The sequence below is a fragment of the Nostoc favosum CHAB5714 genome (assembly GCF_020829495.1).
GTDB classification, from domain to species: domain Bacteria; phylum Cyanobacteriota; class Cyanobacteriia; order Cyanobacteriales; family Nostocaceae; genus Nostoc; species Nostoc favosum.
The window spans coordinates 1-14,464 of record NZ_JAIVFQ010000076.1; the positions used below are offsets into that span (position 1 = coordinate 1).

Sequence of the window (14,464 nt, forward strand, 5' to 3'; positions counted from 1 at the left end):
GGGTGGACTTGTACGATAGCCTCAAAGAGAAAAAGTAAGTCGAATTATCTCATTTTGTTCTCGTAGAACATACGCGAACAAAATTTTCTTTGTTTTACCCTTCATTTTCCTTAACCGAGCAGTATTGACATCACTCCCAATTAAGGCGTTGCAGAACAGTGGGATGAATTGGGGCAAGCAGGGGGAGCAGGGGGGGAATTTTGGAAGTTGCTAAATCATCCCGCTTTCTCTGCAACGCCCCAATTAACAACTGAGCCATTAGACTATCCTTAGACTACGGAATTTCATCTTCAGCCAAAATCAGGTCGTTGAAAGCAATAAACTTTTCCAGCCGATGACATCTATCAAAAGTCATAGAATATTTTAGTAATAGTCTAAAACGACACATATTTCCAATATTGATAATTATTCGCTATTAATTACAGGATTGCCAAATGCCACAATCCCTAGTAATGTAAGAAAGTCTAAATGAAAATTACTAGCAATATAGAAGCTTACATGGCTGACTTACTAATTTCGCCCTGTCTTCCCTAGAGCAGCATTGAGGTCTGTTCTTTGAGTTTTACCAATTCAATTAAATAATCCTGTAAAGGCAGCACTATGACTTTGAGCCAGAAACAGGTATGTCAGTTTAAGGTTAGCTGTATTTAAGTGGATTTTTAAATTAAGATACCCACAACAACTGCTCAAACCCTTGTTCAGTCAGGAGTGAGTGTGAGATTGATTTTGCCACTATTGTTTATGTGCATCTGATTACCTGAGGCATAATAATGACTCAATTTATCAATAACTTCCAAGAAATTCCCCCTCAGTGTGCGAGTATCGTTGATATTCTGCGCGATCGCATCTGTCAGATGCCACACACACAAGCCTTTACTTTCCTTGAAGATGGAGAGACTCAGGAATTAACACTGACTTACCATGAATTGGATCGGCGTAGTCGGGCTGTAGCAGCTCAACTCCAAGCTCTTGGTTTGAGCGGGGAACGTGCTATATTACTGTATCCTTCTGGACTGGATTACCTAACAGCATTTTTCGGTTGTCTATATGCTGGCGTAGTGGCAGTTCCAGCTTATCCGCCTCGCAATCAACGTAAAACACCCAGAATACAAGCTATTACCATAGATGCACAGGCCAGTGTTGCTCTCACCACAACAGCAATGCTTCCCACATTACAATCAATACTCACACTCCTAACAAAACAGGGAAATTTTCACTGGCTGACAACTGACAACATAGCACAGGGTATAGAAGATTCTTGGCAACAACCTGCAATCAATGGGGATACCCTAGCCTTTCTGCAATACACTTCCGGTTCTACAGGCACACCAAAGGGAGTCATGCTCAGTCATGGTAACCTACTGCATAACGCTGCCGTAACTTACCGACTCATGGAACATTCGCCCAGCAGCAAGTTTGTTTCGTGGCTACCTGTTTACCATGATATGGGGTTGATTGGTGGAATTTTGCAACCTTTGTATGGTGCTTTTGGTTGCATCTTAATGTCTCCAGCATCCTTTTTACAACGACCTTATAGTAACTAGTGCGATTCGCCAAGCTATTACCGAGGAACATGAAGTACAAGTTTATGGAGTAATTTTAATCAAACCAGGTAGTATTCCCAAAACTTCTAGCGGTAAAATTCAAAGGCGTGCAACTCGCGCTCAGTTTCAAAATGGTGAATTGAATATAGTTGAAAGTGACATTCTCAAAATTAGCGAAATTGCGAAAAACGAAACTCCATTACGGCGTTCTGAACTGTTGGAACTTTCCCCAAATGAATGTCAACTAGTTTTAGAATCATATTTGATGGAATTGTTAGCAGGAGTGCTTTCCATTGCCGCAGATGATATTAATCTCCAAGAACCATTAACTACGCTGGGACTTGATTCTTTAAAAGTATTTGAATTAAAAAATCGGATTGAATTTGATTTAGAAATCGAAGTATCTGTAGCAGATTTCTTTGAAGGAATGAGTGGGCGATCGCTTGTCACCAAGTTACTAGCTCAAATGACAACAGATGCACTCCCGTCATTATCCCTTATTCAACAAGAAAAAAACACATCACATCATCCTTTATCTTTTGCTCAGCAGGGATTATGGTTTATCAATCAGCTAACTCCTGATACTCCTACATATAATATTCCTATAGTTATTAACTTCAAAGGTTGCATTAACTTAACAGCTTTACAAGATAGTCTTAACGAAATTATTAGACGACACGAAGTATTACGCACAAGCTTTACTGTGAAAAATGGACAACCCGTCCAAGTTGTCAATCAAGCTGTATCCGTAACTTTGGCGGTTGAAGATTTACGTTCTTTATCAGAAAATGAGCGTACCCAAGAAGCACGACGTTTGGCTACAGAGTTCGCACAACAGCCATTTGACTTATCTGCTCAATCGCTTTTGCGTAGTAAAATTTTACAATTAAATGATAGAAATTATCAATTGTTGGTGACTCTGCATCATATAATTGCAGATGGTTGGTCTATCGGTATTCTGATTAAAGAACTAACTGCACTATATGAAGCATTCTCAACAGGCAAACTCTCACCACTTGCTGAATTACCGATTCAGTATCGAGATTTTGTCAATTGGCAACGAAAATGGCTTGATGGCGAACGCATTCAACCGTTATTGAACTATTGGAAACAAAAGTTGCAGGGTGAGCTACCTGTACTGAATTTACCAACAGACCGGGCGCGTAGAAGCTTCGCTTCTTGTCGTCAGACATCGCCAATTCAAACCTTCAACGGCGCTCAAGCAAAATTAGTTCTTTCTCCAACTTTGACAAAGGAGCTAAAGAATTTGAGCCGTCAGCAGGGAGTAACTCTGTTTATGACCTTGCTTACAGCCTTTAAAACCTTGCTGTATCGTTATACTGGTCAAACTGATATTTTAGTCGGTTCGCCAATCGCCAATCGTAACAAAGCAGAAATTGATTCATTAATCGGATTTTTTGTCAATGTTTTAGTGCTGCGTACAGAGTTATCTGGCGACCTGAGTTTTCAGGAGTTATTAGCACGAGTGAAGTCAACAGCTTTAGAGGCATACATTCATCAAGACTTACCTTTTGAGAAGTTAGTAGAACAATTACAACCAAATCGAGACTTAAGTTACAATCCACTATTTCAAGTGATGTTTGTTCTCCAGAATGTGCCAATATCAAATCCCAGACTATCAGATGTCTCTGTTACTTATGAAGAAGGTTACAACGGCACATCTAAATTTGATTTGACATTGTTCATGCAGGATTTTGAACAAGGTCTAGTTACAACTTGCGAGTACAACACAGATTTATTTAATGCAGAAACTGTTACTCGGATGTTGGGACATTTCCAGACTTTGTTGGAAAATATAATTAGCGATACCCAACAGTGCATTTCAGATTTGCAATTACTTACACCATCTGAAGTACAGCAATTACTAGTTGAGTGGAATGATACTAAAAGAGATTATCCTCAAGATAAGTGCATTCATCAGTTATTTGAAGAACAAGTAGAGAAAACACCAGATGCAGTTGCAGTTGTCTTTGAAAACCAACAACTAACCTACCGAGAGTTGAATAACCAAGCAAATCAACTAGCACACTACTTGCAAAAGTTGGGTGTAAAGCCAGAGGTATTGGTGGGGATTTGTGTAGAGCGATCGCCCTTAATGGTAGTTGCAGTGTTAGGTATTCTAAAAGCTGGCGGAGCCTATGTACCCTTAGATCCTGTACATCCCAAAGAGCGTTTAGCCTTCATCTTAGAAGACACCCAAAGTCTAGTATTGCTAACTCAGCAGAAGTTGATAGAGAAATTGCCAACTGATGACATCAAGGTAATTTGTCTAGACTCCGATTGGGAAGGAATTGCTCAAGAGTTTTCACAAAACCCTGTTTGCAAGACAGATTCCGCCAATTTAGCTTATGTTATCTACACTTCTGGCTCCACTGGTAAACCTAAAGGAACATTAATACCTCATAAAGGATTACTCAACTACTTAAGTTGGTGTACTCAAGCATATACAGTTGAGCAAGGCAAAGGAACTGTCGTTCACTCCTCTCTTGCTTTTGACTTAACTATCACAAGTTTGTTCTCACCGTTACTGGTTGGGTGTCAGGTAGAACTTGTTCCTGAAAACCAAAGCATCGAGTCTTTGGGAAATACACTTCGTCAAGAGTCAAACTTGAGTCTCGTTAAAATCACACCAGCCGAACTTTTATTACTCTCTAAGCAATTATCGTCAAAAGAAGTAGCAGGTATAACCAGAGCTTTCATTATTGGAGGAGAGAACCTCTTGGCACAGAACATCACCTTCTGGAAAGTCTTTGCACCTGACACATTACTAGTGAATGAATATGGTCCGACGGAAACTGTAGTAGGCTGTTGTGTTTATCGAGTACCCCAGGATGATATTGAGTCAAATTCTGTTCTTATTGGTCAGCCAATAGCTAACACTCAGCTATACGTATTAGACCAACACCATCAACCAGTACCGATAGGAGTTCCAGGCGAACTATATATTGGCGGTGCTGGTTTAGCACGGGGTTATTTGAATCAACCAGAACTAACAGCTATGAAATTCATTCCCAATCCCTTCAGTAATGAAACGGGAACGCGATTGTACAAAACGGGGGATTTGGCTCGTTATTGTTGGGATGGAAATTTAGAATTTTTAGGGAGGATTGACCATCAAGTAAAAGTGCGTGGTTACCGTATTGAACTCGGAGAAATTGAGAGTTTACTAGTACAACACCCAGAAATTCAAGAAGCAATCGTGCTGATGCAGGAGGATATACCAGATAATCAGCGTTTAGTAGCTTATTTTGTTACCAACACACAGACAGCACCAACTACTACTGACCTGCGGAACTTTCTCAAACAACAACTACCAGAATACATGCTACCTTCAGTGTTCGTGCAGTTAAAGGGGTTACCGTTAACGACGAATGGCAAGATAGATCGTCGAGCATTACCTGTACCAGATGGCGATCGCCCAGAGTTAGAAGAGGTTTATGTGGCTCCTCGTTCTGAGATGGAAAGAGCGATCGCTGCTGTTTGGCGAGACGCGCTACATCTAGAAAAAGTCGGCGTCAATGACAATTTCTTTGACCTTGGTGGTCATTCATTATTGATGCTTCAGGTTAATAACAAACTACAAGAAGTTCTTAAGCGGAATTTATCAATTGTAGAAATGTTTCAAAACCCAACCATCAGTTCACTAGCACGATATTTAAGCCAAAATCTAGAGGGTGTGCCTACTTTTGGGTCGATACATCAGCGCGTGCAAAAGCAAATAGAAGTAAGTAATCGGCGCAAAGAATTATTACTAAAGCAATCCAAAAAGAACATTCGTTGAAAATCAAGCTATTAATCTGAGAGGATATCTATAAATAATGCTCAAAATTGAATCGCTCGGAACTAGCACAGCCAGAATAGTTTATAGCAAAGACGACCAAAGTATTCTTAGTCTGCCAACCCATGAAGTTTTAGAAATGTTCAAGTCATTTGGTTTACTTCTTTTTCGAGGCTTTGGAGTGACTTATGAGCAGATGAAAGAATTTTCTAAAAAATTTAGTTCTAAATTTGTTCGCGATCCATACAGACAAATAGTTGGTTCATTCGATGATTTTGTCCAACTAGTAGATAACGGAATGGATGAAGTTCTTCCTCATTGCGAGAACTCCGCTAGTCCCTTTCGACCTGATGTAGTTTGGTTTTGCTGTGGTGTACCTGCTGCACAGGATGGTGAAACCTTGTTCTGGGATGGTGTAAGAGTTTGGGAACAGTTGGGTGAACCAGTCAAACAACTATTTATTTCCAAAAGAGTCAAGTTTAAGTATAATTTTGATGCGGAGCATTGGAAGCTTTTTTTTGGAGCAGGAACTACCATTGCTGATGTAAAGCAAACACTCAATAATATTAAAGATGTCGATTACCAGATTCAAGAAGATGAATCTATCTATTTTGAATATACTTGCTCAGTTGTTGTGAAAACAAAGTTTGGTAATCAAGATGCTTTTGGTAATAGTATTATTTTATACTATCAAGAACCATTATACGATCAAGAGCCAGAGGTTTCGGAAGAAGTAAAGTCCCACATAACAGAAAATAGCGAAAGAGTTTCTTTTGAAGATGGTTCACCGATATCTCATGCAGTGATTGATGAAATTAAAGGAGTTATGGATAAATTAACTGGCGTAATTTCATGGCAACCAGGCGATCTTGTTATGATTGATAATTCCAAATTTTTGCACGGTCGCAGAGCATTTCAAGATGAGCAACGTCAAATTTATACTCACCTAAGTTATCTAACATCTTGAGATAGACATGCTGTTTTCCAAACGATATTTGATGAATTAAGGACAAGAAAATAATGAGCCTCGCAGAAGTTAATAACTCTGTGGAAGAAATAGCTATTATTGGCGTAGCAGGAAGTTTTCCAAAAGCCAAAACTCTTTCAGAATTTTGGCAGAATTTGGCTGATGGAGTCGAGTCAATTTCTTTTTTAAGCGATGAAGAATTAATCGATTCTGGAATAGATGTAGCGGTGCTAAATGAGCCAAATTACATCAAAAACGGTGTCATTTTAGAAAATATCGATTTGTTTGATGCTGCGTTTTTTGGCTTTAATCCCAGAGAAGCAGAAATTACCGACCCGCAACACCGGATTTTTTTAGAGTGTGCGTGTGTTGCACTGGAAAATGCTGGCTATGATTCTAATAGATATGAAAGTAGGATTGGAGTTTACGCTGGTGCTAGTTTAAATAACTATTATTCTCTAGATTTAAATCGCGATCGCCTGGGTTCAGCCCAATGCTATCAAACAGTAATTGGTAACGATAAAGATTTTCTTACTACCCGTGTTTCTTATAAATTAAATCTTACCGGCCCTAGTATTACAGTCCAAACAGCTTGCTCTACATCATTAGTTGCAATCACACTTGCCTGCCAAAGTTTGTTGAATTATCAATGCGATATGGCTTTGGCAGGAGGAGTTTCTATCCATGTACCACAAAAAACGGGGTATCTGTACGAACAAGGAGGAACGCTCTCTCCGGATGGTCACTGTCGTGCTTTTGATGCTAAAGCGCAGGGAACAACTATTGGTAATGGTGTAGGAATTGTTGTTCTCAAGCGATTGAGCGATGCTATAGCAGATGGTGACTGCATCCACGCTGTCATTAAAGGTTCAGCCATCAATAACGATGGTTCTGGTAAAGTCGGCTACACAGCGCCTAGCGTCAATGGTCAAGCACAAGTGATAGCCGAAGCGATGATGCTTGCAGGAGTTGACCCTGAAACAATCAGCTATATTGAAGCTCATGGTACTGGTACAGCCTTAGGCGATCCCATTGAAATTGCTGCACTCTCTCAAGTCTTTCGTAGCAGTACCACCAAAAAAGGCTTTTGTGCGATCGGTTCAGTCAAAACAAACATCGGTCATTTAGATGCAGCAGCGGGAATTGCCGGACTTATCAAAACGATTTTAGCCCTGAAACACAAGCAGATACCGCCCAGCCTAAACTTCGAGCAACCAAATCCCCAGATTGATTTTGCAAATAGTCCCTTTTTCGTTAATACAAAATTGACAGAATGGAAAACTAATGGTTTTCCTCGTCGTGCTGGTGTGAGTTCTTTGGGTATTGGTGGGACTAATGCTCATGTGATTGTAGAAGAAGCACCAGTGCTAGAACCTTCTAGCCTTTCTCGTTCCTGGCAGTTGTTAGTACTTTCTGCTAAAACTGAATCAGCTCTAGAAACTGCAACAGAAAATCTGGCTAATCACCTCCAGCTACATCCCGATGTGAACTTAGCGGATGTTGCCCATACTCTGCAAGTGGGGCGTGGTGAATTTAGTTATCGTCGTGTGTTGGTGTGCAAAGATATCCAGGATGCAGCCAGCGCCTTGCAATTACGAGATCCGCAAAGAATTTTCACTCGCTTAGTTGAAAATAGCGATCGCTCCATCGTCTTCATGTTCCCCGGACAAGGCGCTCAGTATGTAGACATGGGTAAAGAACTTTACCAAACTGAGCCGATTTTCCAACAACAGGTTGATTTGTGTTGTGAATTGCTGCAACCTCATTTAGGTTTGGATTTGCGTTCAGTTATTTATCCCAACGAATCTGAATCACAAACCGCACCAGAAAAACTCCAACAAACTGCCATCACCCAGCCTGCATTGTTTGTGGTTGAATATGCTTTAGCTCAGTTGTGGATGTCTTGGGGGATTTCTCCCAGTGCCATGATTGGTCATAGCATTGGCGAATATGTTGCAGCTTGTCTTGCTGGTGTCATGTCACTTGAAGATGCTTTAGCTTTGGTTGCTATCCGTGGACGACTGATGCAACAACTTCCAAGCGGCGCTATGCTCTCGGTTTCACAATCAACCGCAGAGATTAAAAACTTACTAAATGAAAATTTATCTTTAGCCGCCAGCAATGCTCCTGATTTGTGCGTCGTTTCTGGAACCCATGAAGCTGTAGACACAATTCATCAGCAACTTACAGCATTAGGTGTAGAGTGTCGCCGTTTGCATACCTCCCACGCCTTTCATTCCGCAATGATGGAACCCATTATTGAGCCATTCATCAAGGAAGTTAAAAAAGTTAAACTAAATCCTCCACAAATCCCTTTTATATCCAACGTTACGGGAACTTGGATAACAACAGAGCAAGCCACAGATTCCAATTACTGGGCAAGCCATTTACGGCAAACGGTGGAGTTTACAGCAGGCATTTCCACATTGCAGCAACAGCCAAATCGTATTTTGGTAGAAGTGGGGCCAGGACGCACCTTATGTACTTTTGCTCAAAAGCATTCAGATGTCATTGGACTGTTTTCATTGCGGCATCCCAAGGAAAAACAGTCAGATGTAGCATTTTTACTGAACTCACTAGGTAAACTCTGGTTACACGGTGTACAGATTGATTGGTCGGGATTTTACACCAACGAGCGCCGTTATCGTCTTCCCTTACCGACGTATCCCTTCGAGCGAAAGCATTATTGGATCGAAGACTATAAACAAAGACAGCATAACAGTGCTAAACCTGTGTTATCTGGTAAAAAGCCAGATATTGCAGATTGGTTTTACTTGCCTTTATGGAAACAATCTATACCTTCTGTACTGCTCAAGCAGAAAGAATTGGTGACTCAAAAATCTTGCATTCTTGTGTTTATAGATGAGTGTGGCTTGGGTAAAGAGCTGGTAAAACGACTTCAGTTTGATGGTCATGATGTTATTACCCTGAAACAGGGATCGAGGTTTGTTCAGTTGGGCGATCGCGCATATAGCCTTAATGCTGGACAACGCGATGATTATGACACCCTGTTGAATGAACTAATAGCAGAAAACAAGATCCCAACAACAATTGTTCATTTATGGAGTGTAACTTCTGTTGGTGATACTCCATCAGGACTCGCAGGAGTTGATAAAGCTCAAGAAAAAGGTTTTTATAGCTTGCTGTTTTTAGCTCAAGCGCTGGGAAAACAGCATATTATAGACGAGCTAAAAATGATAGTTGTCTCCAATAATATGCACTCAATAATTGGAGAAGAGACCTTATGCCCAGAAAAAGCAACTATGTTGGCAGCTGTTAAAATAATCCCGCAGGAATATCCAAATATCAGCTGTCGTAGTATTGATGTTGCAATTCCTCAACAAGTAAGTTGGCAAGACGAGAAACTTTTAGAAAATTTGCTCAGCGAGCTACAAACACAATCTTCTGACATTGTGATTGCTTACCGTGGTTCTAATCGCTGGGTGCAAACCTTTGAGCCAGTCCGATTAGAACCAATCATGAGAGAAACATCAAGATTAAAGAAAGGAGGAGTATATCTCATTACAGGTGGATTCGGAGGTGTAGGACTTAGTTTAGCATCATATCTAGCGAAGTCCGTACAAGCTAAACTAGTTCTCATCGGGCGTTCAGTTTTTCCAGCAAAAGAAGAATGGAAACAATGGTTAACTACTCACGATGAAAACGACGGTATCAGTCGCAAAATTCGGCAAGTACAGGAGCTAGAAGATTTGGGTGCAGAAGTTTTGGTACTGAGCGTTGATGTCGCTAACTTTGAACAGATGCAAAAAGCGATCGCTAAAGTTCAGGAACAGTTTAACCAAATCAATGGCGTGATTCATTGTGCCGGAGTTGCTGATTATGCTGGTGTGATTTCTCGAAGAACGCGAGAGATGACAGAAAGTATTATGGCTCCTAAAGTCAGAGGTACATTAGTACTAAATAGCCTTTTGAAAGATGTTAAGCTGGATTTTTTGATTCTTTGTTCATCTCTTAGTTCTATCATTTATAGAAAAAAATTTAGTGAGGTTGGCTATTGCGCTGCCAATGAATTTATTGACACCTTTGCTTATCATAAAACAAACAAAGATCGGATATTTACAGTCTCTATTAACTGGAGTGATTGGCAGGATGTTGGGATGTCAGTCGAAGCAGTGAAGCGATTAATTAAAAAACAGGATATTTCTGATGATAAATCATTATTAATAGATGCTTTATTACCTTCAGAAGGAATAGAAGTTTTTCAGCGTATTCTTAATACTACTGTTCCTCGAATTGCAGTATCAACGCAAGATTTAACAAGTTTAATAGAACGCGATCGCAATTTTAATCCACAAGCTCTTCTAGAATCTTTAGGCAAGGCTAACCTTTCAAAATCGCTACATCCACGGCCTGAACTGAGTAATGCTTATGTTGCTCCGAGAAATGAAACAGAGCAAATCATTGCAGATATTTGGCAAAAATTACTTGGTATTGAACTAGTAGGCATTTACGATAACTTCTTTGAACTTGGTGGCGATTCACTTCTGATAGTTCAGGTGCAAAGCCAACTGCAAAAAGCATTCAAACAAGATTTATTAACAACAGATTTATTTGAATATCCGACAGTAAGTGCCTTAGCAGGATATCTCAGCCAACAACAGGTTGAACAATTTGCCTTTGGACAAGTTCATTCTCGTGCAAAAAGGCAAGAAAAGGCCATTGAAGAAGAAGCACAAATGATGAAACACAGGAGGAAGGCACGTGGATGGTCAAAATACTCATAATGCTTTGAAAGGCATAGCTGTCATTGGCATGGCTGGTCGTTTTCCAGGTGCTAAAAGTGTTGAGCAGTTTTGGCAGAATCTGTGCGACGGTGTGGAATCCATTTCATTCTTCACTGATGATGAATTGCTAAATTCAAGCTTAGATCCAACTTTGCTACGCGATCCCAACTACGTAAAAGCAAGGGCTGTGCTGGAAGATATTGAGATGCTTGACGCTTCTTTTTTTGGCTTTACGCCCAGAGAAGCTACGCTGATGGACCCGCAACACCGTCTTTTCTTGGAGTGTGCTTGGGAAGCCCTGGAAAATGCTGGTTATAATCCTGAAGCAGACAAAGAACTGACTGGTGTTTACGCAGGAGCTAGCTTAAGTAGCTACTTAATTAACAACTTAGTTCCGGATTCCAACCTCAGCAAATCAAGTGCTTTGCCTATAACAATTGGTAATGATAAAGACTATTTATCCACACGGGTGTCCTACAAGTTGAATTTGAAAGGGCCAAGTATTAGCGTCAACACAGCATGTTCTACATCATTAGTAGCAGTTCACTTGGCGTGCCAAGGATTGCTAAGTTATCAGTGTGATAGAGCGCTGGCTGGTGGAGTTACTATAGAAGTTCCACATCAGGAAGGCTATTTTTATCAAAAAGGCGGGATTACTTCTCCTGATGGTCACTGTCGTGCCTTTGATGCTAAAGCACAGGGTTGCCCTTCTGGAAACGGGGTAGGCATTGTCATACTCAAGAGATTAGAAGATGCCTTGGCTGATGGTGACTGTATTTATGCGGTCATCAAAGGTTCAGCAATTAATAACGACGGTTCCGAGAAAGTGAGTTTTACGGCACCTAGTGTGACAGGTCAAGCAGAGGTGATTGCAGAAGCTCAGGCGATCGCCGGATTTGACCCGGAAACAGTCACTTACATAGAGACTCATGGAACTGGCACAGCACTGGGCGATCCTATTGAAGTTAGGGCACTTAAAAAGGCATTTAGCGCTGGGACTAATAAAAAAGGTTTCTGCGCGATCGGTTCGGTAAAAACCAATGTTAGTCATCTGAATGCAGCTGCTGGCGTAGCGGGCTTAATTAAGACAGTCTTGGCACTCAAACACAAAATTATTCCCCCCACCTTGCACTTTGAGATGCCTAATTCTGAGATAGATTTTGCCAACAGCCCCTTTTACGTTAATGATTATATAGGAAATGCAAACAATAATTCTGATTACTTACCATCTTATTTGGAAAAAGATTTGGAAAAATTTTTACCTGAAATTGTCAAAGATGTAACTTATCCAGCATATTTTTTGAACAGGAAGGCAGTCGTTGGCTTTTGGCATGGTTTTTCTAACAAAAGTTTTTCGTCAACTAGTCCGCTTCACTTTGACTCAGTTCACAATATTTTTACTCAAATTAGAGGAAGAAAAAAAATACTTTTATTTCCTCCTTCAAATTATTTGTCATTCTATCCAGCTGCTGTTGATGTTAATCAAGGCTTACAAAGTTTTAGTAAAGTCGATCCAAATTTACCCAATTTGGAATTATTTCCGAAATTTCCTTGGCAAGAAAAAATAGAAGTTTTACTTCAACCAGGAGTAATGCTCTATATACCACCTTTTTGGTGGCATCATGTTACAGCAGTAGATGAGAATATATCACTATCATTTTGGTATGCTGTTAAAATCCAGGATTTTCTCCATCAAAAAGGTATACTCTCAGTTTTGATGAACATCGCACCTCATTCTCTTCGTCATGCAATTTCTTCTCGAGATGGTTTCCTTGAGGTGATGTACTTCTTTAAAAGTGTCTTTCAAGGTATACTTTCGCCAGATTTCTGATTCATAACTTAGTCTCAAAACTTGTAAAATTAATGTTTTTTCGTAGGAGTGAAATAACCGTTATAAATTCAATATAGCTGAATTAGCTTTGGTGATTGAATATGTGCTGATAAATGAATTGGAATAATTGATCGAAGACGAAGCAGAAAAGATTGTTTCAAATATTTGTGTTTAGGTAACAAAAAAAGGTTAATATCTATGAATATAAAAATGGTAGGCGTTATTGGTGCGGGGGTAATGGGAATAGGAGTTGCTCAAAATCTTGCCCAAACAGATCATCAAGTTCTTCTTGTAGACACTTCTGAAAATATTCTGGATAAAGCTAAACAGGAGATCAGGAATAATATTCGCTTTCAGGGATTTTTTAAAAAAGGAGAACGCGAAGGAAGCCCAGATGATATCATCGCAAAAATTGGTTTGATTTCTGAACTATTTTTGAAGCTTCAAGCTTTCTATATAAGCTTTTTAATCTAAGTATATGTTCAAAAATCAAATAGTAATCCTCTAGTCATAAAATAGCGTAAAACTTCTAGTTAAAGCAACTAAGGATGTTAGGGTTATTATGAAAATACAAACTACTGAATCAATTAGAAAAATAAAAAATCCTAGTACAGAAGAATTTTTAGATATCTGGAAACAATATCAGCCTTTTTTAATTGAAGATGTTGCTGAACATTGGGATGCTTGTCAAAAATGGTCTAATGACTATCTAATCAAACACTGTGGAAATAATATAGTTAACATAAGATTATTCAAGAAAGATTTTCTTAATGATTATAAAAATTTTGCTTCCGAAGATGGTTATGTTAATATGGAAAAAACTGTGAAATATAAAGAGTATATAAATGATTATATAGAAAAAGAAAAAGGAAATTAAAACAATAATTATGATTACACACGAGCTTATTTAGAATTATCTTTGGAAGAATGGTTTCCTGAAATTGTCGGAGATGTAATTTATCCAGCATATTTAAACAGGAAGCCACTCGTTACCTTTTGGCATGGTTTTTCAAATAAAAGTTTTTCTTCAACTACTCCACTTCACTTTGACGCATTTCACAATATTTTTATTCAAATTAGAGGAAGAAAAAAAATACTTTTATTTCCTCCTTCAAATTATTTGTCGTTCTATCCAGCTGTTGATGTTAGTCAAGGCTTACAAGATTTTAGTAAAGTCGATCCAAATCTACCCAATTTGGAATTATTTCCGAAATTTCCTTGGCAAGAAAGAATGGAAGTCTTACTTAAACCGGGGGAAATACTCTATATACCACCAAAAAGGTGGCATCATGTTACGGCAGTAGATGAGAATATCTCAGTATCATTTTGGTATAGTATTAAAAATCAAGATTTCATTAAACAAAAAAAATTGTTATCAGTTTTATTAAACATTGCACCTCATGCTGTTCGTCATGCAATTTCTTCTCGAAATTCTTTAAATGAGATTATGAAGTTTTTTAAAGGTGTCTTTAAAGGTGTTTTATCATAGAGTATTTTATTAAAATTGCTCAGAAGTAGCATAATTTGATTTCTTGATAATAGTCATAACATGAAACTAGAATTATCCGCTCGCCAAAA

Annotated in this window: 6 protein-coding genes and 2 pseudogenes; 7 read left to right on the forward strand and 1 reads right to left on the reverse strand. The window is 39.2% G+C overall.

Annotated features, from left to right (window positions below; all coding sequences use genetic code 11):
• Positions 1–130: 130 nt before the first annotated feature.
• Complete coding sequence (locus LC586_RS40880) at positions 131–259, reverse strand: hypothetical protein (RefSeq protein ID WP_267921752.1); 129 nt, start codon at positions 257–259, stop codon at positions 131–133.
• A gap of 511 nt (positions 260–770) precedes the next feature.
• On the opposite strand from LC586_RS40880, the pseudogene LC586_RS30315 reads away from it, so the two are divergent.
• From LC586_RS30315 to LC586_RS30345, 7 genes and pseudogenes are all read left to right on the forward strand, one after another.
• Positions 771–5,346, forward strand: a pseudogene (locus LC586_RS30315) (amino acid adenylation domain-containing protein).
• Between the two features lie 37 nt (positions 5,347–5,383).
• Complete coding sequence (locus LC586_RS30320; RefSeq protein ID WP_229488996.1) at positions 5,384–6,310, forward strand: TauD/TfdA family dioxygenase; 927 nt, start codon at positions 5,384–5,386, stop codon at positions 6,308–6,310.
• 53 nt (positions 6,311–6,363) lie between these two features.
• Entirely contained in the window at positions 6,364–11,055 is a 4,692-nt protein-coding gene (locus LC586_RS30325) for a type I polyketide synthase (RefSeq protein ID WP_229488998.1), read from the forward strand.
• Positions 11,056–11,083: 28 nt separating this feature from the next.
• A complete protein-coding gene (locus tag LC586_RS30330) occupies positions 11,084–12,886 on the forward strand; it encodes a beta-ketoacyl synthase N-terminal-like domain-containing protein (RefSeq protein ID WP_229489012.1) in 1,803 nt (600 codons plus the stop codon).
• A 198-nt stretch (positions 12,887–13,084) separates the two neighbouring features.
• Entirely contained in the window at positions 13,085–13,360 is a 276-nt protein-coding gene (locus tag LC586_RS30335) for a 3-hydroxyacyl-CoA dehydrogenase NAD-binding domain-containing protein (protein WP_229488999.1), read from the forward strand.
• A gap of 88 nt (positions 13,361–13,448) precedes the next feature.
• Positions 13,449–13,763, forward strand: coding sequence for a cupin-like domain-containing protein (locus tag LC586_RS30340; protein WP_229489000.1), 315 nt, complete (start codon positions 13,449–13,451; stop codon positions 13,761–13,763).
• Positions 13,764–13,793: 30 nt separating this feature from the next.
• Positions 13,794–14,375: pseudogene (locus LC586_RS30345) on the forward strand (cupin-like domain-containing protein); the annotation flags it as partial.
• Positions 14,376–14,464: the final 89 nt, after the last annotated feature.

Bases quoted from the DNA above. Each gene is read 5' to 3' on its own strand.
- LC586_RS30330 (WP_229489012.1), top strand. From the start codon at position 11,084: ATGGCTGGTCGTTTTCCAGGTGCTAAAAGTGTTGAGCAGTTTTGGCAG.
- LC586_RS30340 (WP_229489000.1), top strand. From the start codon at position 13,449: ATGAAAATACAAACTACTGAATCAATTAGAAAAATAAAAAATCCTAGT.
- LC586_RS30335 (WP_229488999.1), top strand. From the start codon at position 13,085: ATGAATATAAAAATGGTAGGCGTTATTGGTGCGGGGGTAATGGGAATA.
- LC586_RS30325 (WP_229488998.1), top strand. From the start codon at position 6,364: ATGAGCCTCGCAGAAGTTAATAACTCTGTGGAAGAAATAGCTATTATT.
- LC586_RS40880 (WP_267921752.1), bottom strand. From the start codon at position 259: ATGGCTCAGTTGTTAATTGGGGCGTTGCAGAGAAAGCGGGATGATTTA.
- LC586_RS30320 (WP_229488996.1), top strand. From the start codon at position 5,384: ATGCTCAAAATTGAATCGCTCGGAACTAGCACAGCCAGAATAGTTTAT.